The organism is Neolewinella agarilytica, from assembly GCF_900110645.1.
GTDB classification, from domain to species: domain Bacteria; phylum Bacteroidota; class Bacteroidia; order Chitinophagales; family Saprospiraceae; genus Neolewinella; species Neolewinella agarilytica.
Window position 1 is genome coordinate 18,023 of record NZ_FOFB01000033.1, and the last position, 22,126, is coordinate 40,148.

17 protein-coding genes are annotated in these 22,126 nt (G+C 52.7%); 13 read left to right on the forward strand and 4 right to left on the reverse strand.

Annotated features, from left to right (window positions below):
* Nucleotides 1–42 precede the first annotated feature (42 nt).
* The 4 genes from lgt to BM123_RS21240 all read left to right on the forward strand — a co-directional run bounded on the left by lgt (nucleotide 43) and on the right by BM123_RS21240 (nucleotide 4,304).
* Nucleotides 43–840: a prolipoprotein diacylglyceryl transferase gene (gene lgt / locus BM123_RS21225; RefSeq protein ID WP_090172694.1), complete on the forward strand. Its 798-nt coding sequence runs from the start codon at nucleotides 43–45 to the stop codon at nucleotides 838–840.
* A 128-nt stretch (nucleotides 841–968) separates the two neighbouring features.
* Nucleotides 969–1,334 (forward strand): DUF2200 domain-containing protein, encoded by a 366-nt coding sequence (locus BM123_RS21230; RefSeq protein ID WP_090172696.1) that lies wholly within the window; start codon nucleotides 969–971, stop codon nucleotides 1,332–1,334.
* A 176-nt stretch (nucleotides 1,335–1,510) separates the two neighbouring features.
* Nucleotides 1,511–3,001, forward strand: a complete 1,491-nt coding sequence (locus BM123_RS21235; RefSeq protein WP_090172697.1) for an SUMF1/EgtB/PvdO family nonheme iron enzyme — start codon at nucleotides 1,511–1,513, stop codon at nucleotides 2,999–3,001.
* 40 nt (nucleotides 3,002–3,041) lie between these two features.
* On the forward strand, nucleotides 3,042–4,304 hold the full coding sequence (locus tag BM123_RS21240; protein WP_139212024.1) for a T9SS type A sorting domain-containing protein: 1,263 nt from the start codon (nucleotides 3,042–3,044) through the stop codon (nucleotides 4,302–4,304).
* A gap of 16 nt (nucleotides 4,305–4,320) precedes the next feature.
* Here the strand turns inward: BM123_RS21240 and BM123_RS21245 are convergent, their stop codons facing one another.
* The 4 genes from BM123_RS21245 to BM123_RS21260 form a co-directional block, all read right to left on the reverse strand.
* Nucleotides 4,321–5,346 (reverse strand): NAD-dependent epimerase/dehydratase family protein, encoded by a 1,026-nt coding sequence (locus BM123_RS21245; protein ID WP_090172701.1) that lies wholly within the window; start codon nucleotides 5,344–5,346, stop codon nucleotides 4,321–4,323.
* 67 nt (nucleotides 5,347–5,413) lie between these two features.
* Complete coding sequence (locus BM123_RS21250; protein ID WP_090172702.1) at nucleotides 5,414–7,207, reverse strand: SLC13 family permease; 1,794 nt, start codon at nucleotides 7,205–7,207, stop codon at nucleotides 5,414–5,416.
* 339 nt (nucleotides 7,208–7,546) lie between these two features.
* Nucleotides 7,547–9,757, reverse strand: coding sequence for a DUF5916 domain-containing protein (locus tag BM123_RS21255; RefSeq protein WP_245748644.1), 2,211 nt, complete (start codon nucleotides 9,755–9,757; stop codon nucleotides 7,547–7,549).
* Nucleotides 9,758–10,102: 345 nt separating this feature from the next.
* Nucleotides 10,103–10,918: an SDR family oxidoreductase gene (locus BM123_RS21260; RefSeq protein WP_090172704.1), complete on the reverse strand. Its 816-nt coding sequence runs from the start codon at nucleotides 10,916–10,918 to the stop codon at nucleotides 10,103–10,105.
* A gap of 469 nt (nucleotides 10,919–11,387) precedes the next feature.
* On the opposite strand from BM123_RS21260, the gene BM123_RS21265 reads away from it, so the two are divergent.
* The 9 genes from BM123_RS21265 (at nucleotide 11,388) to BM123_RS21305 (ending at nucleotide 22,086) form a co-directional block, all read left to right on the forward strand.
* Nucleotides 11,388–12,407, forward strand: a complete 1,020-nt coding sequence (locus BM123_RS21265) for a phosphotransferase (protein WP_175489504.1) — start codon at nucleotides 11,388–11,390, stop codon at nucleotides 12,405–12,407.
* Nucleotides 12,408–12,695: 288 nt separating this feature from the next.
* The gene (gene secA, locus BM123_RS21270) at nucleotides 12,696–16,004 is read left to right on the forward strand and encodes a preprotein translocase subunit SecA (RefSeq protein WP_090172708.1); all 3,309 of its coding nucleotides are present in this window, start codon (nucleotides 12,696–12,698) and stop codon (nucleotides 16,002–16,004) included.
* A 249-nt stretch (nucleotides 16,005–16,253) separates the two neighbouring features.
* Complete coding sequence (gene deoC, locus BM123_RS21275; RefSeq protein ID WP_090172710.1) at nucleotides 16,254–16,886, forward strand: deoxyribose-phosphate aldolase; 633 nt, start codon at nucleotides 16,254–16,256, stop codon at nucleotides 16,884–16,886.
* A 15-nt stretch (nucleotides 16,887–16,901) separates the two neighbouring features.
* Nucleotides 16,902–17,303, forward strand: coding sequence for an SPOR domain-containing protein (locus tag BM123_RS21280; RefSeq protein ID WP_090172712.1), 402 nt, complete (start codon nucleotides 16,902–16,904; stop codon nucleotides 17,301–17,303).
* An 8-nt stretch (nucleotides 17,304–17,311) separates the two neighbouring features.
* Nucleotides 17,312–18,727 (forward strand): rod shape-determining protein RodA, encoded by a 1,416-nt coding sequence (rodA, locus tag BM123_RS21285; protein WP_090172714.1) that lies wholly within the window; start codon nucleotides 17,312–17,314, stop codon nucleotides 18,725–18,727.
* Nucleotides 18,728–18,918: 191 nt separating this feature from the next.
* Nucleotides 18,919–19,482 (forward strand): RNA polymerase sigma factor, encoded by a 564-nt coding sequence (locus BM123_RS21290; RefSeq protein ID WP_090172717.1) that lies wholly within the window; start codon nucleotides 18,919–18,921, stop codon nucleotides 19,480–19,482.
* A 7-nt stretch (nucleotides 19,483–19,489) separates the two neighbouring features.
* Nucleotides 19,490–20,185, forward strand: coding sequence for an anti-sigma factor (locus tag BM123_RS21295; RefSeq protein ID WP_090172720.1), 696 nt, complete (start codon nucleotides 19,490–19,492; stop codon nucleotides 20,183–20,185).
* Entirely contained in the window at nucleotides 20,175–21,341 is a 1,167-nt protein-coding gene (locus BM123_RS21300) for a DUF4097 family beta strand repeat-containing protein (RefSeq protein ID WP_090172722.1), read from the forward strand. The genes BM123_RS21295 and BM123_RS21300 overlap by 11 nt, the downstream gene beginning before the upstream one ends.
* A 160-nt stretch (nucleotides 21,342–21,501) precedes the next feature.
* On the forward strand, nucleotides 21,502–22,086 hold the full coding sequence (locus BM123_RS21305) for a thymidine kinase (protein WP_090172724.1): 585 nt from the start codon (nucleotides 21,502–21,504) through the stop codon (nucleotides 22,084–22,086).
* The last annotated feature ends 40 nt before the right edge of the window (nucleotides 22,087–22,126 follow it).

Consider the following 22,126-nt stretch of genomic DNA (forward strand, 5'->3'; position numbering starts at 1 on the left):
TCCATTTCAATGGCTTACCTTCGCCCCAATAACCCACCTTTCATGCTTAGCTACATTACCTGGACTGCCTCCCCCGAAATAGTCTCCATCGGTCCCATTCAACTGCGTTGGTATGGCCTCATGTTTGCCCTTGGTTTCATGCTGGGCTTCTACATGGTACGTAAAATGTTTCTGGCGGAGAAAGCTCCGGAAGCCTGGCTCGATTATCTGTTCTACTTCCTGATCGGAGGCACCATTCTCGGGGCTCGCCTCGGGCACGTTCTTTTCTATCAGTGGGATTATTACAGTGCTAACCCCGGCGATATCATCAAGATTTGGGAAGGCGGCCTGGCCAGTCATGGCGGGGTAATCGGGGTGGTGACGGCCCTTTGGCTGTTCAGTAAATTCGTGAGTAAGAAATCTTTCTTCTGGGTAAGCGATAAAGTGGCAGCACCCATTGCTCTGGTGGGAGCGATGATTCGTTTTGGTAATCTTATGAACTCCGAAATCGTCGGTATTCCCAGTGATAAGCCCTGGGCTTTCAAGTTTGTGAATGCCGCGCGGGCCAGCCTCGGGGAAGTTCCCCGCCACCCCGTTCAGCTATACGAAATGCTGAGCTATCTCTCCATTTTTGTTGTGTTACTTTGGCTGTACTGGAAGCGGGATGCCTGGAAAAAGCCAGGTTTCCTGACCGGGCTGTGGTTCATCGGTATCTTCGGCTTCCGCTTTATCTGGGAATACTTTAAGAGTGATCAGGGCGGTTTCGGCGAAGCGCTGACCACGGGGCAGTGGCTGAGCGTACCCTGCGTACTGCTGGGACTGGGCATGGTGATTTATAGCCAGCGGGCGAAGACGGTTTAGGGGGCGCCGGAGCGCAGGTGCAAGGGGAGCTCGTGCCGCCGACTTGAGTCGGCGGATTAATTTAAAAAAGACGAGAGCTCGCACCTGCTTCCATTGCCGGAAATGTTCAGTTTTCTTAATTTAGGGTCATGAAAGATACCAGCAAACACGATGAACGCATTGCTAAAATGCTCTTCGCTTCCGTGTATCCGCACTACGTGACGAAAGTGGAAAAAAAGGGGAGAACAAAGGAAGAGCTGCATCAGGTAATTGAATGGCTGACGGCCTACAACGAAGAAACCCTTCAGGAGCTTTTGGAGGCTCGGGTGACCTTCGAGACCTTCTTCGAAAAAGCGACTTTAAACCCTAATGCCCACCTCATCAAAGGGGTGATCTGCGGTTATCGGGTGGAGGAGATTGAGAACAGCCTGACCCAGCAGGTAAGGTATCTGGACAAACTGGTAGACGAACTGGCCAGAGGACGTAAAATGGAAAAAATACTGAGAGAGCCTTAGAAGCGTGTCTACAACTGACCGCCGTTAATTCAGACAGATTTTTGTAACGCTTATTGATTGGATGATATAAAAAGGTAACGAGAGAGCTCGCCTGAGCACCTTGCCTTTTGAAAAACCATCCTTATGCACCTGCGGACGCGCCCTGAAAGCTCCGCCCGCAGAACAATCAATAACCCATGTTACGCCTAGTCTATCTATTTCTTTTCCTTATGGCGGGAGTTACCCTCCAGGCCAACAACATCCAAGTAACCAACATCGTACTGACCGATCAGAACGAAGGCGCGGGCACTTCGGTAATTCAATTTGATCTGAGCTGGGAAAATTCCTGGCGAATCAGTGTCGGCCCCGCTAACTACGATGCGGCCTGGGTCTTCGCAAAATTCCGGGTCAACGGCGGTGCCTGGCGGCACGCAGTCATTGCTGGCCCCGGCGCAGCCCCCGCAGGGGGCACGGTGGGCATTGCTGATAACCTCGGTGCATTCGTCTACCGTAGTGGAGATGGCAGCGGAGACGTTTCCTTCTCCGACGTTCAACTCGTGTGGGATTATGGAGCCAGCAGCGTCGATGCCAATTCAGTGGTCGATGTTCAGGTTTTTGCCATCGAAATGGTTTACGTTCCCGAAGGTCAGTTTAGCCTGGGCACCGGCTTTGGTGGCATCGGAGTCGATAATGAAGCGGGCGAATTCCGGACGAGAGGAGCTGTATTTCCCTCCTTCTACCAGTCTTACCCGGTTGACTCCGAGGCGGCCATTACGGTTGGCCCCGGACTAGGAGAGCTTTATTATGATGAGAACGACGGAGGGGGCCGGCCGGGCGACCAACTCGGCCCCATTCCCGCGGCCTTCCCCAAAGGATTTGCCGCCTTCTATTGTATGAAATACGAAATGTCGCAGTCGCAATACGTCGCTTTCTTCAATACGCTAACCCAAACTCAACGTACGAACCTTGACGTAACGGGAGTGGACGGCAAAGGCCAGGATACAGAACTCAACCGGAATGGTGTAAGTTGGGACGAAGCCGGTAACGCCACCACTACTCTCCCCGATGTACCGTTGAACTATGTCAATAATAACACTCTACTGGCTTACCTGGACTGGTCAGGCCTGCGCCCCATGACCGAGCTGGAATACGAAAAGGCTGGCAGAGGCCCCGCCCAACCCATTAACAACGAATTCGCCTGGGGTAACGCCAATATTCACGCAATGGATTATGAGTACCAAAATCTCGGTACGCCCGGGGAGGGGGTTTCTAATCCTGGTGAAGGTGTTGGTAATGCCGTCTATAATGATACAAATGGTACCCCAACTGGCCCAAAGCGTTGTGGAGCTTTAGCAGCGAGTGCTGTAAACCCTACCCGGGAAGAAACTGGTGCCGGATATTACGGTGTCATGGAGTTAACGGGTAATCTCTACGAACGCTGTATTTCTGTAGGTAACCCCGAAGGACGTGCCTTTACGGGGGCTCACGGAGACGGACAACTACGATTTAATGGAAGCCACAACGTTGAGAACTGGCCCGCTGATAACAACACAGGCTTTGGTTACCGTGGTGGCTCGTACTTTAATGGGGCAAGATTCATTCGTTTGTCCGATCGTTATGACGCCTCTTCCGTGCTAGATGGCTCCAATAACCGTCTTGGCTTCCGCGGCGTTCGTTCGGCTAATTAATCGGGTTGACGTACTCTTTTAACGTCTCAATTAATTAGCCATGAATGATAAAAACAATACGTGGCGAATGCTGGTGCTCTTTCTGGGAACCTTATTTGCCACGCCACTTTACGCTCAGTTTACGGGCGGCGACGGGGATGGCTTCACCAACAAGCGCATCGTACAAATAACCATCGACGGTATTCCTGCTGGAGTAACGGCGCTCTTTGTCGGTGGAGACGGAGATGGAACTGACGAATCCACCAGCAGTCTGACACTCTCCGGAGCCAATCTTTCCGTCCTCTTTGGCGGTGGACGAGGTGATGGCTTTGATCAGATGACGGCCAGTGTTGCCCTCAGTGGTCAGGATCTGGCGGCGCTCTTCGGCGGCGGAGATGGAGATGGCTTCGATAAGGAGTCAGCTTCAATCGTTCTGAGCGGGGAGAGTCTTGCTACCCTTTTTGCTGGCGGTGACGGTGATGGATTCAACGGGAAGACGATCAATGCCACCCTCAGCGGTGAATCATTGGCAACGCTCTTCGGCGGCGGAGATGGCGACGGCTTCGATGAAAAGTCAGTGACGGTAGTGCTGAGCGGCCTGGGTCTGGCTCAACTCTTTGGTGGCGGATCCGGAGACGGATTCGATGCCCGGCAGTATTCCACCACGCTTAGTGGTCAGAGCCTGGCCGCCCTCTTTGGTGGCGGCGGGGGGGACGGCTTCGATGTCTCCCTCTACGCAGGCAGTATTCCATTGCCACTTACGCTCATCAGCTTTGATGCTTTCCCGGAGCAGGACTACGTCGTACTCAAATGGGTGACGGAAGATGAGGTCGCCACGGATTTCTTCACCATCGAGAAAACCACCGACGGAACTTCCTTCGCTTACGTAGGAGACACGGAAGCCGCCGGCTTCTCAGAGCCCGGCGAACGCTTGCACTACGAGATGCGGGATAATGAGCCTTACCAGGGTACCTCCTTCTACCGACTAAAGACGACGGACTTTGACGGGGCGGTGAGTATGTCCCACCTCGTAGAGGTACAGTACTCCAACGCGGCTGACTGGTCGTTTAACCTTTTCCCTAACCCCAACACGGGTAAGCACTTCAGTGTCCGTACTGAAGGCATGGAAAGTGGAGAGACGATGTTACTACAGGTCTATTATCTGAACGGCAAAGTAATGTTCACCGAGTCCTATCAGCATTACCCCGGTCAGGCTTTTCGCTTTGACCTGAAGCGAAGGCTGCCAGCTGGTTCCTACCTGATCCGACTGGGGCACGAAGGCTTGGGGTATCAGGCTAAGATTTTGTTGGTGGGGGGACAGTAGGTTCGTGCTGCTGACCTCAGTTAGCAGTAGATTCCGCCGACTGAAGTCGGCGGTACCAATGGCCTATCTTGCTGATCACCTCCCCAATATCCCGATACGCTCGTCCACTGGCTTTCACATAATCGGAGCCATCGTATTGAAAGGAGGACTGCACACTATGGTGCGTTTCCCGGGTGATGAGTGGTCGCTTGCCCGTCAGCCTGGCGCGCAGGCCTTCGATGGGCCATAGCAGGGCCGATTGCCAGGCGGGCATACGATAGGCAGGAGGTTTGGCGCCGATGCTTTCAGCGATCATCCGCTGGGTATCCTTCCAGGAGAGGTTGGCGGCATTGAGCAGGAAGCGGTCTCCGTCAATGTCCCGGTCAAGGGCGAAGAGAGTGGCGTCTACGACGTCTTCAACGGCGACGAAGCCAGCACTCCCATCCGGATAAATGTTGCGGCCCGAAGCAGCCATCCGCCAAAGTGCCGGTGTGTTGTGGCCGCTGAAGTCTCCTGCTCCGAGAATGGTAGAGGGGTATAAAACGGCGACGGAGAGTCCTTCTGCCTGCCCGCGCCAGACTTCCCGCTCGGCGGCGAACTTGCTCTCCGCGTAGCTGCTGTTGGGTTTCTCCTCCGGCCACCGATCTTTCAGGGTGACGACCGGGCCTCCACTACGGCGGTTCAGTACGGCGACGGAACTGAGGTGGACCAGCCGGCGGGTGCCGGCCGCTAAGGCCATATTGACCAGGTTGGCGGTGCCTTCACCGTTGACGAGCTGCATCTTGTCGCGGTCTTCGGGCTGAAAGGATACCATCGCTGCGGCGTGGATAATGGTGTCAATGCCCTCAAGAGCGTCCAGCAAACTCTCCGGGTCGTTGAGGTCGCCAACGGTGGTCTCCCAGCCTTTTGGCAGCGGACCTAAGCCCGTTAAATCACTGCTTTCTCTGACCAAAAGCCGGCACCTGCGGTCAGCGCCCCCTAAATGCTCCTTCAACCCGCGGGCCAGATAGCCGCCAAGGAAACCGGTTGCGCCGGTGAGGAGTATGTCAGGAGGAGTTTTCACGTCAGAGTAAGCATTTTACTTTTAAAACTTCAGGCGGGATAGAGTTCACCTATTCACCGGATAATCGCTACATACCAAAAATGAGTGGTACGAGAAGTGTGGTTACCAGCCAGCAAATGAGGTTCAGAGGAGTACCGATGCGGGTAAAATCTGAGAATTTGTAGCGGCCGGCGGAATAGACCATCGCGTTCGTCTGGTAGCCTACGGGCGTCATGAAGCTGGCCGAAGCAGCGATGGCCACCGTGACGAGCAAGGGCATGGGGTCCATCCCCATCTGCTGGGCAGCGGCGATAGCCACCGGTGCGAGTAATGCCGCCGTAGCGTTGTTACTCATCAGCTCGGTCAGAATGTTCGTCACGATGTACAACAGGGCGATCAGGCCATAAACCCCCCAGCTGTTGAGCGAGCCGGTGATCAAACCGGCAATATCCTGATCCAAGCCGCTATTACCCATCGCCTTGCCGAGGCTGAGTGCGCCGGCGAGCAGGAAAACGATCTTCCAGTCGATGGCTTCGTAAGCTTCCTGCATGCTTAAGGTACGCCCCAGCACCAGGGTGCAAACGCCAATCAGCGCGGCAATGCTGATGGGGAAGATCCCTGCAGTGGCCATTCCGATAACGGCAAGGATGGTCAAAAGAACGAAGTAAAAACGGGTGCGCTTAAAATCGCTCATGGCATCGCTGGACAGCAGAATGAAAGGGCTGTCCTGTTGCTGCTCAATGCGCTGCAACTCGATCATGTAGTGACTTTTCACCTCCGCCAGAATTACATCTCCAGCGGTAAGCGGAAGTTCGTACAGGCGCTCATGCAGTGTTTCTTCCCGTTGGCGAACGGCCAGCGGGACGGCGCGGTAACTGCGGCGAAAATCCACCTGCCGCAGCGTTTTACCCACGAATTCTGAATTTGGGGTGATGACCATTTCAACGAGCGAGGAATTGTCCCGGTCCAGCCCCGTTCCCATTAATCGGACGCTGTTGGCGCCATCCACAATGCGAACCCAATCTTTCAGGCTCTTTATTTTTTCCCGGTCGCAGCGCACCTTGAGGGTGTCGTCCGCCGCCAGCCGGAAGTCTCCTGGCGGGAGGGTAAAGCGTGCTCCGTCTCGTCTGACCTCGATGATGTCCATGTCAAACTCCCGGACGATGGGGGAGTCCATGATCCGCCGCCCGGCGAGTTTGGGGTTGTCAAGAATGACGATTTCGGCCATGTAGTCATGCAGCGCAAACTGATCGGCGAGGCTGTTTTCTGCCTCCCGGTTGGGAAGTAAGCGGCTCCCGAAATAAGTGAGGTAAACGACGCCAATAGCGAGAAGGACGAGGCCGATCGGAGCCAGCGTGAAGATGGAAAAGCCGTTGATGCCTTTTGATTCAGCAATGCCGCTGACCAGAATGTTTGTGGAGGTGCCAATCAGAGTACACATACCGCCAAGGATACTGGCGTAAGACAATGGAATGAGTAGCTTGGAAGGGTTAATCTTTGCCGAGGCTGCAATGCGTACCACAATGGGAATGAACACGGCCACCACCGGTGTATTGTTGATGAAGGCGGAGACAAAGGCCACCATGAGCATCAATAATAAGGTAGCGTAGCGAGGGCGACGCCGGAAGCGTTCGGCCATACGGCCGGCCACCATCTGCAGTGCGCCGGTTTTGAGCAGGGCGGCGGAGAGGACGAACATGAAGGCAACCGTCAACGTGGCACCATTACTGAAGCCTTCGAGCCCTTCTGCGGGGCTGATGATGCCGGTGCTGACCAAACCTACAATGAGGAGCATGGCCACTACGTCCACCGTCAGCCACTCCGTTACGAACAGAATAACGGCTACGAGCGCAATGAGCAAAGTGATGATAGCGGAAGACAAATGGTAGTCTTGTGGTTAGGTAGTCTTGTCGTCAGGACGAGTCAACCGTCTCTTCGTAGCGCGAAGATAGCTTTGATGGGGGTATTTGGTGGTTTCAGGCATTTCGTCAGGCGTAGCAGGGGCGCAGACGCAGGTGCAGGGGGAGGGTAATGGAGCCGTGAGACTCGCTATTTATTGCTTGTCCGGTAGCCATTGCGTAGGCTTTCTTTTGACGTGATAGCTCGTAGAGCTTTGGAACATAGGCTCCAGGCTTTAGCCTGAATAAGGCCCCCAAATATTCAAGGGCAAGGCTTCTTAAATGTTACACTGCACTAGTGGCTCTTCTTCCGATAAAGAGTGTCATATATTCAACCAATAAGTCGCCTTCGCTACAATCGAACGATTCCGTTCCGTCCACCCCAATGTATTGTAGTTGTTGGTGTACACCAGGAAGAAATCCGACACGGGGGCGAAGCGCCATTGCAGGCGGGCGTTGAGGTTGAAGTTGTCGAATTGCTCGTTGTACTGCAGGAAGGTGGTCAGGAAGACAGACTTGCTGAAGGTCAGATCGATACGGGGCCCGATGAGGAATAATGCCGTACTGGCGTAGGGCTCGGGTAAGTCAATGAATTGATAGTTAAAACGAAGGTCAATACTTCCCATCGGCTGATAGCGGTAAACCAGCCCGCCACCGATGCCGTAACTGGACCCGTTGAAAAACTCACCAGCATCTACTTCAAAGCGGGAACTGAATTTTTTACGCCGATCGCTTGAGTATTCAAAGCCCGCTCGCCAGAACCCATAGTCCTGGCTGCCGGGTAATGGCGTTGCTTCCGTTCGGGTGGGGTCAAACTCTTCAAAAAGATAAATGTTCTGGAAGCCTGCTCCAATGGTTAACCGTTGGGTGTTGGCATATTGCCAACCGTAGCGGAAGTCATAGTTGTAATCTGTAACCCCTTCCCCGGGCCGGGTGAAGGCCTGCAACTCAATTGCCGGACCTTTTTGGACGACGTTGGGGTTCTCCGGGTAATCAATTCGCTGAGCTTCAATGCTGCTGGTGAAAAAGCCTTTCCTTGGTACAAAGCCTACCTCTGCGTTATACTCTTCTCCAACGTAGGAGTGGAAATATCCAATGTTCCAGTGGCGTTCCCGAAACTCCAGGTTCAGGCCGTGTACATAGTCGTCACCGTCTTCCCGGTCTGAGAAACTGCGGTGGAGGAAAGTCTTTCCGTTCCACTTATTGTTCTTCGTAGCCAGGTTGTAATCTATCCCCGCAACCCGGTTAAAGTTCAGGTTCGTCTCGGTCGAATCGGAGAAGTCTCCAAAGTTTTGCTTGTTCACAAAAATGGCCCCTACGGCAGAGCGATCCCCGATTTTTCGCTGGCCGGCAGCTACAGTGTAATTGTAACTGGGCAAGCCCTGTTCAAAGTCTGAGGCCGCCTGCATATTCAATAAGCCAATGCGGTAGTTGTCATCCAGCTTTCCACTCAGGCGAGCCCCGTAGAAAATAGGGTTCTGAATGGCGACACCAGTGGCCGTATCTCTGGTAACTCCGATCCGCCGGCTGAAAAACGGATTGATACGTGAGAAACCAAAGGAACTGAAAAGGTCGGCGTTCTCCAGAAAGAACTGCCTGCGCTCCGGGAAGAAGACTTCAAAGCGGGTTGTGTTGATCACCTGCGCATCTACTTCCACCTGGCTGAAGTCAGGGTTAACCGTCAGGTCAAGATTGAGCCCGGAGCCGATGCCGATCTTGGCGTCGCCGCCAATGTTTCCGTCCCAGTCCGTCTTGGTGCCGGCTTCAAAATCTTTAAACGCTCCACCACCTACGTACGGGATGAGGGTCATATTACTGGTCTGTGCTTTAGGGGCGCCACCGATGAAGTCGATCTTTCCCATGTAGGCCAGACTCATAATGATCTGATTCTGTGGAATCCGGTGCCAGGTAGATCGGGTGTTGGATTGTGTATCAAACCGGTAGGAGTTAAAATACCATTGCGGGTCACCGTCCGGGAAGCGCAGACTGGCGAAGGGGATGATCATCTCCAATGACCAGTAGCCATTTCCGATGTAGCTCTCTCCGCGCCATTTATTGTCCCACTCTTCCCGGAAGTCGTCTCCGCTCTCGCCTCCGTTATAGATAAGTGCTTCCCGGGTCACACCGTAGGGGTTCATCCCGAAAACAATGGCGTTCGTTTTATCCTTAAAGGGGTTAAAGAGGAAGGTAATGTTGTCATTTCCGCCAGCGCGGTAGTCTCGCCGGAGGCTGGGAATCACAAAATCCGTTCCCTTCACGTAGCACTTAGCCGCAACGTAAAGATTGCGGTCGTCGTAGCCAAAGTAAATCTCCGTTTGATCAGCTACCCGGGTAGTGTCCGAAGGAAAAGTCTCCCAAAAATTAGTGGCCGGAGCGCTCCGGGCCCAGTCATCTTCGTCCAGCTTTCCGTCCAGCGTGATACCATTCTCAAACCGGACAGCGGTGGACGTCGGCGGAATGTCCGCAGTAGAGGGATCCATCTGCCCGCTCAGTAATACGGGGAAAAGGAACAGTAAACAGAGTATTTTTCTCACAGTGGTGGATTCTTGGGCAAATCAGGGGTATGCCTTTAACGACTTAAGCTATAATGAAGGCAAGGGGCAGTTGGACAAAGTTAATCGAGGAAGAATTGTTTAGTTCTAATTAGGAAACCGTTCACGTTTCGTTTAAATAAAAAGTGCCGTTCTTCCGGATTTCGGAGGAACGGCACGTATTAAGAGCTTAGTTCTTGGGGATTAAATAAGAAGTAGGAAATACTAAAAGAGAAAAAATTTAAGCTTGTTCAAGGCTTGTTTTGTAAAGTTCATAGTAAATGTCAAGTGTAGCCTCTAGGACTAGTTTCGCAGTTATGACGGCCGCAGTATTAAAAGTCACTGTTGCTACATCAAATTTTCGTGGAGAGGTGCCCAGCCGAGTTCCCGAAGCGCATGAGAGCTAATTATCTTATCCCCTTTTCCCCCAGGTTTAAAGCCTGGAACCTGCAGTCCAATGCTATTCGCCGCCCTTTTATAAAACGCTCCTTTAGCCGGATGACTGGCGGCACAAACATTAAAAAGTTTTTTTGACTGCGGCTTTTTCAGCAATAAGCGGATAGCGCTGATGACATCCGCCCGGTGAACAAGGTTGACGGGAGCCTCCGAATTTGGAATAAGACGATCCCGGCCGCCATAAAAGCGGCCCGGATGGCGGTCTTCTGCAATCAGCCCCGCCAGACGAAGGATAGTAAGGTCAGTAAACTTACGCTGCAGCCATTCTTCAGCAGCCAGCACGGCACGGGAGGAGTGGGTGTTAGGCTGGGGAGGGGTGGCCTCCGTAACCTCCCCTTTTGCATCTCCGTATACTCCCGTACTACTGGTAAAGAAAACCCTGGGTTGGTTTTCGCCGCAGGCGCGGGAAACAGACTGTAAACAGGCCAGGTAGTGCTCCGTCGCTGCAGTACCCAATTGTCGGCCGCATGGCGGAAGGGTAATGATCAGAGCCGAATCCGTGCCGCCAATAAAGTCTTCCGGTATCTCTCCCGGTAGGTCAATCCGAAAGGGGGTTCCCCCCGCTGCTTTGATGGCCGTAAGGGGCTCCGGGCGGCGGGCACTGCCTTTCACATCATGCCCGGCATCAACCAGAGAGCAAAGCAAGGGTAAGCCCAACCATCCACAACCCAGAATACTGATGCTGAGTGGACTAAAATTTTCTTTCATGTGGTAAAAGTAGGAAGTTGCGCAACAAGGGTGTAATCAAAATAATAACAAATTGACTTTTTTGAATTAAAGTAAACAAATAAGTTTTAAAATTAATTTGCGAAACGTATCTTTGTCAGGCGATCGAAATGATTGATCGGAAGAATCCTGTATTGTGTTTTGAGTGAGTTTTTAGGCGGAGGAGCGCTGGACCGTTCCTCCGCATTTTTTCCCCGATTGGGGCCAGACGTCAACGACCTGATATGATTTTTGCCTTCCGGAACGGAAGCATTTTTTAGCCGTTTGCAACCTTAATTTGGGGAGCCCCGCCAAGTCCATTGGCAGGGGTTTTCTTTTTGGGCTGCCATGGCTCTTTATCCAATCATGGCACCTGCGTGCTCGCCAAAATCAGTTAGAAGGCTACCTCAGGGAAATGATACAACAAGATAAAAGAAGTAGGTTTTTGGTCACAATCTCCTACCTTTCCAGTATGAAAACCAATGCAGAACGCTTCCGGAACGAGACGGGCAGCGAGTGGTATTTGACCGCGGATACGCCAGAAGTAACCCAACGTTATTTAGATCAATTGGGCTTTTTGCTTCCAGCTGAACGAATTTTAGCCACCACCGTAGCCGGTGAAGGGAACATGAACCTTGCACTTCGCGTCTTTACGGATCGTCGGCACTTCATTTTAAAGCAGAGTCGACCGTGGGTAGCTAAATTTCCGGACCTTGCCGCTCCGGTAAATAGAATACTGGTGGAGCGGGATTACCAGAGCATAACAACAGAAAACAGGCAGCTGAGTGGCCATAGCCCTGAACTGCTCAAAGCAGACCCCGCAAACTTTGCCTTGCTGATGGAGGACCTCGGAGGGGCAAAAGATCTTTCGGCCGTCTACCAGGAAAAAGAGTCGCTCAGTGATCGTGAGCTGGAGGATATGCTGCGCTATTTATCAATCCTGCATCAGCTGCCCGTTGATGATTTTCCGGCCAACCGGGAGCTACGACGGCTTAACCATGCGCATATGTTTGACCTGCCCTTCCGGCCAGACAATGGTTTCCCCCTGGACGCGCTATATCCCGGCCTGGCTAAAGTCGCACGCCCCTTTCAGTATGATGAAAAACTGCGGGCGGTAGCTCTGGAATTGGGGGAGATATACTTATCCGACGGGCCTCATCTTGTACACGGCGACTTTTATCCCGGTAGCCTGATGAGTGATAAAGGGCACTTGTATGTCATCGATGGAGAGTTTGCTCATCCGGGAAGACCTGCTTTTGACCTCGGCGTACTGACGGCTCATCTTAGCCTGGCCGGCGCAACGGCATCTCAAATGGAAATGATTGGTAAGCTTTATGACCCGCCAGGTGACTTTGATGCTTCCCTGGCCAATAGCTTCTGCCAGATTGAAATAATGCGCAGGCTTATTGGTATCGCACAGCTTCCCCTGCCGCTTTCCCTTGATGAACGGCAAAAACGCCTGGACGTGGCCAGATCAGCACTTTTGAACTAATTCAACCCGACGACTTGTCAGACCGTTATTTATTTGGAGCGACAATCTGTCGCTTTTTATCCTTTGGCGTGGATTGTGCGCGCCAGCCTTACGGACTGCTTATCTTTGCAGCCTTATCTGATTTAAATTAATCGCAAGCACGTTTGTTTGCCGCCGGAGCGCAGGAGCAATGATAGCTCAGATTCCGGGGAGGCCTCAGCTGCCCTGCTACCTGTTTTCAACAGAAAACATCCTTACCACCCGGTAGTAAATTGAGGAGCAATGTGTTTAGCGATCTAACGATATAATATGTTTTCTGCCCTTAAAAAACTTTTTGGCTCCAAGCAAGACCGTGACGTCGCCGCCTATATGCCCATCGTTGAGCAAGTCAATGAGGTATACGCTGGTCTTTCTTCCCTCACTAATGATGAGTTGAGAAACCGAACGCTTGAATTTCGCAGCGAAATTTCTGATTACCTGGCCGATATCGACAAGGAAATCGTCCGGCTCAATGAAGAGGCCATTACTGAGCCGAATTTTCGGGAGAAAGATCGGATTTATAAAGAAGTTGATCAGCTGAAGAAACAGCGAGACGAAGAGTTGGAAGTAGTACTTAAGGAAATACTGCCAGCAGCTTTTGCTACCGTTAAGGAAGCCGCCCGCAGGCTCAGCGAAGGAGAAATCCGGGTAACGGCCACTCAGGCAGATCGTGATCTGGCGGCTAACCCCAGGAAAGATCACATTCGTATTGAGGGAGATGAAGCCATCTACAGTAATGTCTGGACCGCCGCCGGTGGTGAGATAGAATGGAAGATGGTCCACTATGACGTGCAGCTCATCGGTGGTATGGCGCTTCACGAAGGCAAAATTGCGGAAATGCAGACGGGAGAGGGTAAAACCCTGGTGGCCACCCTCCCGGCTTACCTCAACGGCCTGTCTCAGCAAGGAGTACACGTTATTACCGTTAACAATTACCTCGCCCGACGGGACGCAGAGTGGATCGGCCCGCTGATGGAATTTCTGCAATTGAGCATCAGCTGTATCGATTACTACAAGCCGCATAGCCCTGAGCGTAGAGAGGCTTATAACTGTGATATCACCTACGGAACGAACAACGAGTTTGGCTTCGATTACCTGCGGGACAATATGGTCCGTACGCAGGATGATAAGGTTCAGGGGAAGCACCACTTCTCCATGATTGATGAGGTAGACTCCGTACTGATTGATGATGCCCGGACGCCACTCATCATCTCCGGCCCGGTTACGGGAAGCTCGGACGATAAGGATTACGAGGAACTCAAGCCAAATATTGATCTGCTCGTTGGTGAGCAAAAAAAGGTAGCCAGCAAGTTTTTAGCGGAAGCAAAAAAACTCTTTAAAGAAGGCTACATCGGAACGGAAGAAGGAGAAGCCGGCCTGGCTCTGCTGCGTGCTCACCGCGCGCTGCCTAAGTCGGGTGCTTTGATCAAGTTCCTCTCCGAAGAGGGAGTCCGGGTACTGCTGCAGAAAACCGAGAATACCTATATGGCGGAAAACAACAAGCGGATGCCGGAGGTAGACGCAGAGTTGTACTTCACCATCGACGAAAAAAACCGCCAGGTAGACCTGACGGAGAAAGGCGTCAATTACTTGTCTCAGTACAATAAAGACCCGAACTTCTTCATCATGACCGACCTGGCCAGCAGCATGGCCGAGGTAGATAAGCAGGAAGACCTTGATGCAGAAGAGAAGGCCCTCCGGAAGAATAAAATCTCTCAGGATTTCGACGTCAAGTCGAAGCGCCTTCACGCCATCTCACAGCTGCTTAAGGCCTACACGCTTTTTGAGCGGGATAGCGAGTATGTCGTCATGGACGGAAAAGTCAAAATTGTAGACGAACAAACGGGCCGTATGATGGAAGGCCGCCGCTACAGTGACGGACTCCACCAGGCACTCGAAGCTAAGGAGCAGGTCAGTGTCGGGGAGATTACCCAGACCTATGCTACCGTTACCCTGCAGAACTTCTTCCGGATGTACCATAAGCTGGCGGGTATGACCGGTACGGCCGAAACGGAAGCCGGAGAATTCTGGGATATCTACAAACTCGATGTAGTGGTTATCCCCACTAACCGCCCGATTCAACGGGACGATCGCAACGACCTTATATACAAGACGGCGCGGGAAAAATTCAATGCCGTCATTGACGACATTCAGGCCCTGACGGCTGCTGGCCGTCCGGTACTGGTAGGTACTACCTCGGTCGATATCAGTGAGAGTCTGAGCCGGAAGATGGACGAACGCGGCGTTCCCCACAACGTACTGAACGCCAAGCAGCATCAGCGGGAGGCGGATATCGTTGCGGAAGCCGGCCGCCCGGGCAAAGTGACCATTGCCACCAACATGGCTGGTCGTGGTACGGATATCAAGATCAGCGAAGAAGTGAAAGCTGCCGGAGGCCTGGCCATCATTGGTACGGAGCGCCATGACAGCCGACGGGTAGACCGCCAGTTGCGCGGCCGCGCCGGCCGCCAGGGAGATCCCGGATCGAGCCAGTTCTACGTCAGCCTCGAAGACCGGCTGATGCGTTTCTTCCAGAGCGACCGTATCGCTAAATGGATGGACCGTGCCGGCCACCAGGAAGGAGATGTTATCCAGGCAGGCATTGTCACTAAGTCTATTGAAAACGCTCAGAAGAAGGTCGAAGAGAATAACTTCGGAACGCGTAAGCGCCTTCTTGAGTACGATGACGTAATGAACATCCAGCGGGAAGCCATTTATCGCAAGCGTAATAACGCATTGAGCGGTCAGCGCCTTAACCTCGACCTGAATACGATGTTTGAGGGGCTGCTGGACGATATCGTTTTCACCGGCAAGAACCATGGAGACTACGATAGCTTCCGCTTTGCCGTTCAGCGCTACCTGGGCTTCGATACAAATATTCAGGCTGCTGACTTCAACGAAGGAAAAGTAAATGACGTTGCTGACCGGCTACTGGAAGAATTCCAGGCTTTCTACCAACGTAAAATGCTGCTGCTGGTAGATCGGGTAATGCCTACTATTCACCGGGTTAGCGAAGAGCAGCCTGGCCGCTATAAGCGAATCATCGTTCCCTTCACGGATGGTAGTACCCACCCTCTGATGATCACGGCAGACATTGAGAAAGCCATTGAATCCAATGGCCGGAGCATCATCTCTGATATCGAGCAAACGGTTACCCTGGCCATCATTGATGAACACTGGAAGGAGCACCTCCGCTCTATGGACGAGTTGAAGTCAGCCACTTCACTTGCTTCCTTTGAGCAGAAAGACCCGCTCGTCGTCTATAAGATGGAAGCGTATAAACTTTTCGAAGGGCTGGTGCGCCAGATCAACGAAGCAACTACGGCTTATCTCGCGAAGGGAGACCTGGTCTTACAAGACCCCAAAGATGTGCAGGAAGCCCGCGCACCAAAGAAGCCGGTTTCCGCTCCCACCACTACCAATCGTAGCCAGGAAGAGGCCGCTGCCCGCCGGGCTGCTGAAGGCGTAAGCCGCCCTCAAAAGGTAGAAACCTTTCAGCGACAGGAAGCCAAGGTGAAGCGAAATGATATGTGCCCTTGTGGTAGCGGCAAAAAATTTAAGCACTGTCACGGTAAGTGATTCTGATCAGCGTTTCATTTTATCTGTGCAAACAAGGGGGTTAAGACTCCGGCTAGCCCTATATTGCGGCTGCTTGCCGGGGTTTTAATCCCCCAGTTTTTGGTTCCGTCTCCGGTCAGGCTTTTTATTTTGTCTCTCTCCATGCAAAGTGTAAATCCAAACCTTTCCATTTTTTCTAAGGCGTAAGAAGGCAACTCTGAGCTGCACAATCTATCGGAATCCCTACTGGGCTATAAAGAAAGTATACTCTTGAACGAAATAATTGATCACACCTTTCTTGCAGCTGACTGCACGGAAAGCGATGTTGACCGGGTCTGTCGCGAAGCCGTAGAAAACGGCTTTTACGCGGTTTGTATCCCACCTTTCTTTGTTGGCCGTGCCAGCAAAAAGCTACAGGGCAGCATGGTCAAGCTAGCTACAGTAGTGGCCTTTCCTTATGGTTATGCCGATACTGCCGTAAAGGTTCAGGAAATTCGGCGGGCAATGGAGGAAGGCGCTGATGAGCTGGATATTGTCATCAACCTGTCTGCGGTAAAGTCAGCAGACTGGGCCTTTGTCGCTTCTGACCTGGCGGCAGTAGCAACTACCGTCCGCTTAAAGGGCAAAGTAAGTAAGATCATTATAGAGATCGGTTCCCTTACGGATGAAGAAAAGCGTAAGGTTTGCGATATTTGCAATGAGATAAAGCCGGATTACGTTAAAACCTCTACCGGAACACGGAAAGGTGCTACGGTTGAAGACGTTCGATTTATGAGAAGCGCCCTTCATCCCGATATCCGCATCAAGGCCAGTGGTGGTATCCGGACCAAAGCAGCGGCTACCGCCTTGGTTGAAGCTGGCGCTGATCGTATCGGTACTTCCGCCGGCCTTACCATCATATAATCTAAAAGCATCATCATGTCCCGTTTTTTTGCCGTGCTCGTTACTTCCTTTTTGTTCGCCGTCGGTCTTTCGGCCCAGAGTGCGGTGTCCATTAATACCGAAACCGGGATTGATAATCTGCTGGAACTCTTTCAGACCACCAACGAAGCAGAAAACAAAGTTGAAGGCTGGCGGGTACAGATCTTAGCTACAACGGATCGTAGCCGACTGGAAACGGTTCAGGCAGAGTTTAAGGTGAACTATCCAAGTGTTCCCGTTGACTGGGTACACACTAAGCCCTATTATAAACTTCGGGCCGGGGCTTTCCAGACTAAGCAGGAAGCCGAAAGATTGAAGTATACGCTCGGCCGCCAGTTCGAAGGTGTTTACCTCGTTAAGGATAATGTTAGCGAGAATGAGTTGTTACGGATGTACTAAGCCCGCTCATGCTGCCGAACGCACTGTCGCGGACCAAAACGGACCGCCTAACCATCATTCTATACTTTCTTCTGGTTATCGGCGGCTTGCTGATGATCCATGCCGTTGAGCGTCCGCCAGACGGTTACGAACTGGATTATGCTGGCATGCTTGGCACCTTATTCGGCAAGCAACTGGTATGGTTCCTCATCTCTATTGCCGCATGGTTTGGCATTAATCTGTTAATTGACCGTTCCGTCTGGGTAATTGGTGCTTACCCGATCTATGCAGGCACGGTTCTGCTGCTCTTACTGGTACTCATTTTTGGCAAAGAAATAAATAATGCGCGAAGCTGGTTCAGCCTCTTTGGCTTTACTTTTCAGCCGAGTGAGTTGGCCAAATTCGGGACCTGCCTCGCCATGGCCGCTTACCTCAGCCAGTGGAGTGAAAAAATGGACCGCCCCGGCAGCATTCTTAATGGTGTAGCGCTCTGGGCAATCCCCGCCGCCTTAATCATTTTGCAACCGGATCCGGGCTCTGCCCTGGTCTTTTCTTCCTTCTTACTGGTGATGTATCGGGAAGGACTGCCACGCCTTTTGCTCATCTTCGGTGGTTTCTCCGCTCTGATGTTCATTTTGGGGATTTTGCAACCACCGGCAATCCTGGCGGGTGGCTTACTCATGCTGCTCATTTTTATCATGAGTTTCTTTGTGCCCCGCAAACAATGGTTGTGGATCGGCGGCGCAGCCGCTACTGCCGCTGCTGCCATTTTCCTCCTTTCACAGGGAGTAGGCTGGCCGGTACTGGCGGGGCTGCTGGCCATTTTTATAGCTTCAGCCTCTTACCACTTACTCCGTAAAAACAGGACGGTCGTTACGGTGGCCGGTATCGCACTGGTATGGGGAGTACTCATCGCTACACTGGCGAACTTTACGTTCAATAACGTGCTGATGGAACATCAGCAAAACCGGATCAACGCCTGGCTCCGCCCAGAAGGCATGAACGAAAGAGGAGAACTGTACAATGTTATTCAGGCTAAACTGGCCATTGCCGCAGGAGGCTTAACGGGGAAAGGACGCTACGGAGGGACCATGACCCGCTATGATTATGTACCTGAACAAGAGACCGACTTCATTTTCACTGCCATAGGGGAAGCCTATGGCTTTATGGGGTCCTTTACGGTCATCATGCTCTTCCTGTTTTTGCTCTGGCGGCTGAGTATTATCGCTGAACGACAAAAACTGACCTTTGCGCGGGCTTATGCTTACGGAGTGGTAGGCATTATTCTGATCCACGTATTGGTGAATATCGGAATGACCATGGGGCTGATGCCCGTCATCGGTATTCCGTTGCCGTTCTTGTCTAAGGGAGGTTCTTCCCTGCTCAGTTTTACGATCATGATTGCGGTGCTGCTCAAGCTGGACCGGCACCGGGAAACGGTTTAGGGCGCGGGACCGCAGGGTGCAGGGGATTGGTAAGGGCAATGTTTTAATGATCACCGGCCCACCTGCTGAAAGATATAACTACTGGCGGAAAATATTTTAACTCAGCGTGCAACCCCTTATTGCCAGGGTCGTCTTTCTTAACAAATACAGCAACCAAAACCACCGTGGGAGCAAAACCAATACTTAAATCCATGCCGACCGCCGCCGATTACCGCGATACACACCGCGAACTGGTACTGGGCTGTCAGCGTAAAGACCGGGCAGCGCAACGAGCGCTTTACGGGCATTACGCTAAGCCGATGTACAATCTTTGCCTCCGGATGCTGAAACACGCACATGACGCGGAGGACGTTTTGCAGGTAGCTTTCGTCGATATCTTCGGCAAGATCGAGACCTTCAACTTTGACGCATCCATCAGCGCCTGGATCAAACGCATCGTCGTTAATCGCTGCATTGACCACCTGAAGAAACGCCGGCTACTGACGACAGATTTTGACCCCGGCCGTCATGACGCTGCTGTTGAACCCCCTTCCCCTGCACCTGCGGTGAGCGCCCAGGGCATGAGTGTAGAACGCATCAAGCGAGCCACCCGCCAACTCAGCGAAGGCTACCGTGTTGTATTGTCGCTCTACCTTTTTGAAGGCTACGACCACGAAGAAATTGCTCAGATCCTCGGCATTAGCGTCGGGACGAGCAAATCCCAATACAGCCGGGCACGTAAGCGCCTGGCCGCATTACTCAACGAATCAAAATAATCCTCCCATGACTACCGATAATCTCGAGGATTTCATCCTCAACAACCGGGAAGCCTTCGACGAGGAAACACCTTCTCCGGACATTTGGAACCGCATCGAATCCGCCATCCACACCGATGGCGACGACGATAATGATCCTTTCGAAGCCTTTGTGGCCTCCAATCGGGATGCTTTTGATGACAGTACCCCACCGCCGAGGCTCGAAGGGCGCATCTTCGCCGCCCTGGGCGAACAGGCAGGCGCAAGCCCAATGCCACCCATGCAGGTAGTGCATCGTCGCCGGCGCCTGATGCCTGTCCTGGGCATTGCCGCCTCCATGCTGCTGCTCATTACGGCTGCCTTCCTGATTGGGAATAACCGCGGCTATCAGACAGGTAGTGAAGAGCAGCTGGCCGCTGAACTTGATCGTATCGATCCGGAACTGGCGGAAACAGAGTCTTACTACCGCGAAACGATTGCCGAAAACTTCACCAAAGTCAGCCAGGTAAACCACGACCCGCAGTTGGTCAAAGACCTGGAAGCCATCGATGAGGCTACCGCCGAAATTCGTGCCAACCTGCTCGAAGTACCCGCCTCTCAACGGCCAGCCCTCGTTCAGAAACTGATTGAAACCTACCGAACCAAACTGGATATTCTGCTGCGCATTCAGCAGCACCTGCCCTCTCCTTCGACTACTACTCAACAACCAAACAATGAATTATAAAACCATCATGGCGATGCTGCTGCCAGCGTTTTTGCTGCTGCAGCTTCCCCTCCAGTCGGCCGACTTCCCGTTGGTCTTCCGGCAAGACTTTGAGAAAAAATATTCCAAAACATTTGACGTAAACGGCAGCGGTAATGTCCGCCTTGAAAATCGCTACGGCTCCATCGTGGTGGAAACCTGGGAGCGTGACGAAGTACGGATTGATGTACGCATCAAAGTCTCCGCCGATGACCAGGAGGATGCGGACAAAACCTTCGACCGTATCGAAATTAATATGTCCGGGGGCGGCAACAGCGCCTCCGCGACGACCTCCATTGGAAACAGCCGCCGCAGCAGCAAAGGAATTTTTGAAAGAATCTTTGACGGCGACTGGAGCTGGGGAGGAAACTCCAGCAATGACTTCAAAGTATACTACTCCGTAAAAATGCCGGCCTCCGCCAGCCTGGAAACTGAGGCTAAGTATTGCGACGTTACCCTGCCCGACCTGAGCGGTGATAACCGCATCACCGTAGGCTACGGTGACCTGGTGGGCGGTGACCTGACCGGCGCCAACGAGATCAGCATCTCCTACGGCTCCGCCCGGCTGGATGAACTGGGTACCGACAGCCGTTTCCGCATCCGCTACAGCGATGGCGTGATCCGTATGGCTGGAGACCTGAAGTACGATGGCCGTTATAGTGAAACCCGAATTGGGCGGGCGGGCAATCTCGATATCGATGCTGGCTACGAAGAGCTTGAAATTGACGCCGCCAAGGTGGTGCGTCTTGATGGAAACTACAACGAAGTAGATCTGGACAGAGCCGAACGGGTATTCCTCGACGGAAATTACAGCGATTTCAACCTCGGTACCGTTGAGCTGGAGCTGGAAGTTGACGCCAGCTACGGCGACCTGGAAATCGATAACCTGAAAGCAGGCTTCGAGCGGGTATACATCCGTGCGAACTACATCGATGTGGAAATCGACATAGAGTCCGGATCAGGATACGAAATGGATCTGCGCGCTCGCTACGGAGACATCTCCTACGACAGAAGCAACGCTACGAATGTAAACAGCTCGAAAGAAGGCTCTTCCGAAAGTGTTACCGGCACGGTTACGGGCCGGGGCAAGGGTAGGGTCGACATCTCAACCAGCTACGGGGATATCGAGCTCTACTAAGAAAGATGTTTAGTTTTAGTTTTACTAGTCTCAAATGGTGAAGGGGCGCTCCGACTTACGGGGCGTCCCTTTTTTTGCACCGCCAGCCTACAGAGTTTCCGGCTGAATTACCCATCTTTGGCATTCTCCTTTTCAAGGAGGCACAAAGAAATAAGCAACTATGTTTTTAGAGCCACACTTCAGTGGCCAGCGGAGCGGCTGGCTGGAGGTTATTTGCGGGAGTATGTTTTCGGGGAAGACCGAAGAACTTATCCGCCGGCTAAAACGCGCCAAAATTGCGGGCCAGCACGTTGAGGTGTTCAAGCCCAAAATCGATACCCGCTATGGTGAGAGTGAAGTGGTTAGCCACGACAAAAACTCCCTGTTGGCTACCCCCATTTCCGATACCAGCAGGCTCTTGAATGTCCCCGATGAGATTACGGTTATTGGCCTCGATGAAGCTCAGTTTTTTGAGCCCGATGTGGTGAAACACGTCCAGATTCTTGCCCAGCGTGGCAAGCGCGTCATCATCGCCGGACTGGATATGGATTTTCGGGGAGAGCCCTTCGGCCCCATCTGCCAGCTCCTCGCCGTCGCGGAATACATCACCAAGGTGCACGCCATCTGCTCACATTGTGGCAACCTGGCGACCCACTCCTACCGGCTTACGACCAGCCAGGACACCGTCGTTCTGGGCGAAAAGGAATCCTACGAAGCCCGCTGCCGGAAGTGCTATGCAATGGGGAATATTCTGGAGTTGAAGTAGTTTGTACCGCCGAGTGCGCTTCGCGTCTGCCTCCGGCGGT

Bases quoted from the DNA above. Each gene is read 5' to 3' on its own strand.
- BM123_RS21295 (WP_090172720.1), top strand. From the start codon at position 19,490: ATGACTACCGATAATCTCGAGGATTTCATCCTCAACAACCGGGAAGCC.
- BM123_RS21300 (WP_090172722.1), top strand. From the start codon at position 20,175: ATGAATTATAAAACCATCATGGCGATGCTGCTGCCAGCGTTTTTGCTG.
- rodA (WP_090172714.1), top strand. From the start codon at position 17,312: ATGCTGCCGAACGCACTGTCGCGGACCAAAACGGACCGCCTAACCATC.
- BM123_RS21290 (WP_090172717.1), top strand. From the start codon at position 18,919: ATGCCGACCGCCGCCGATTACCGCGATACACACCGCGAACTGGTACTG.
- BM123_RS21240 (WP_139212024.1), top strand. From the start codon at position 3,042: ATGAATGATAAAAACAATACGTGGCGAATGCTGGTGCTCTTTCTGGGA.
- lgt (WP_090172694.1), top strand. From the start codon at position 43: ATGCTTAGCTACATTACCTGGACTGCCTCCCCCGAAATAGTCTCCATC.
- BM123_RS21260 (WP_090172704.1), bottom strand. From the start codon at position 10,918: ATGAAAGAAAATTTTAGTCCACTCAGCATCAGTATTCTGGGTTGTGGA.
- BM123_RS21230 (WP_090172696.1), top strand. From the start codon at position 969: ATGAAAGATACCAGCAAACACGATGAACGCATTGCTAAAATGCTCTTC.
- BM123_RS21235 (WP_090172697.1), top strand. From the start codon at position 1,511: ATGTTACGCCTAGTCTATCTATTTCTTTTCCTTATGGCGGGAGTTACC.
- BM123_RS21265 (WP_175489504.1), top strand. From the start codon at position 11,388: ATGAAAACCAATGCAGAACGCTTCCGGAACGAGACGGGCAGCGAGTGG.
- BM123_RS21305 (WP_090172724.1), top strand. From the start codon at position 21,502: ATGTTTTTAGAGCCACACTTCAGTGGCCAGCGGAGCGGCTGGCTGGAG.
- secA (WP_090172708.1), top strand. From the start codon at position 12,696: ATGTTTTCTGCCCTTAAAAAACTTTTTGGCTCCAAGCAAGACCGTGAC.
- BM123_RS21280 (WP_090172712.1), top strand. From the start codon at position 16,902: ATGTCCCGTTTTTTTGCCGTGCTCGTTACTTCCTTTTTGTTCGCCGTC.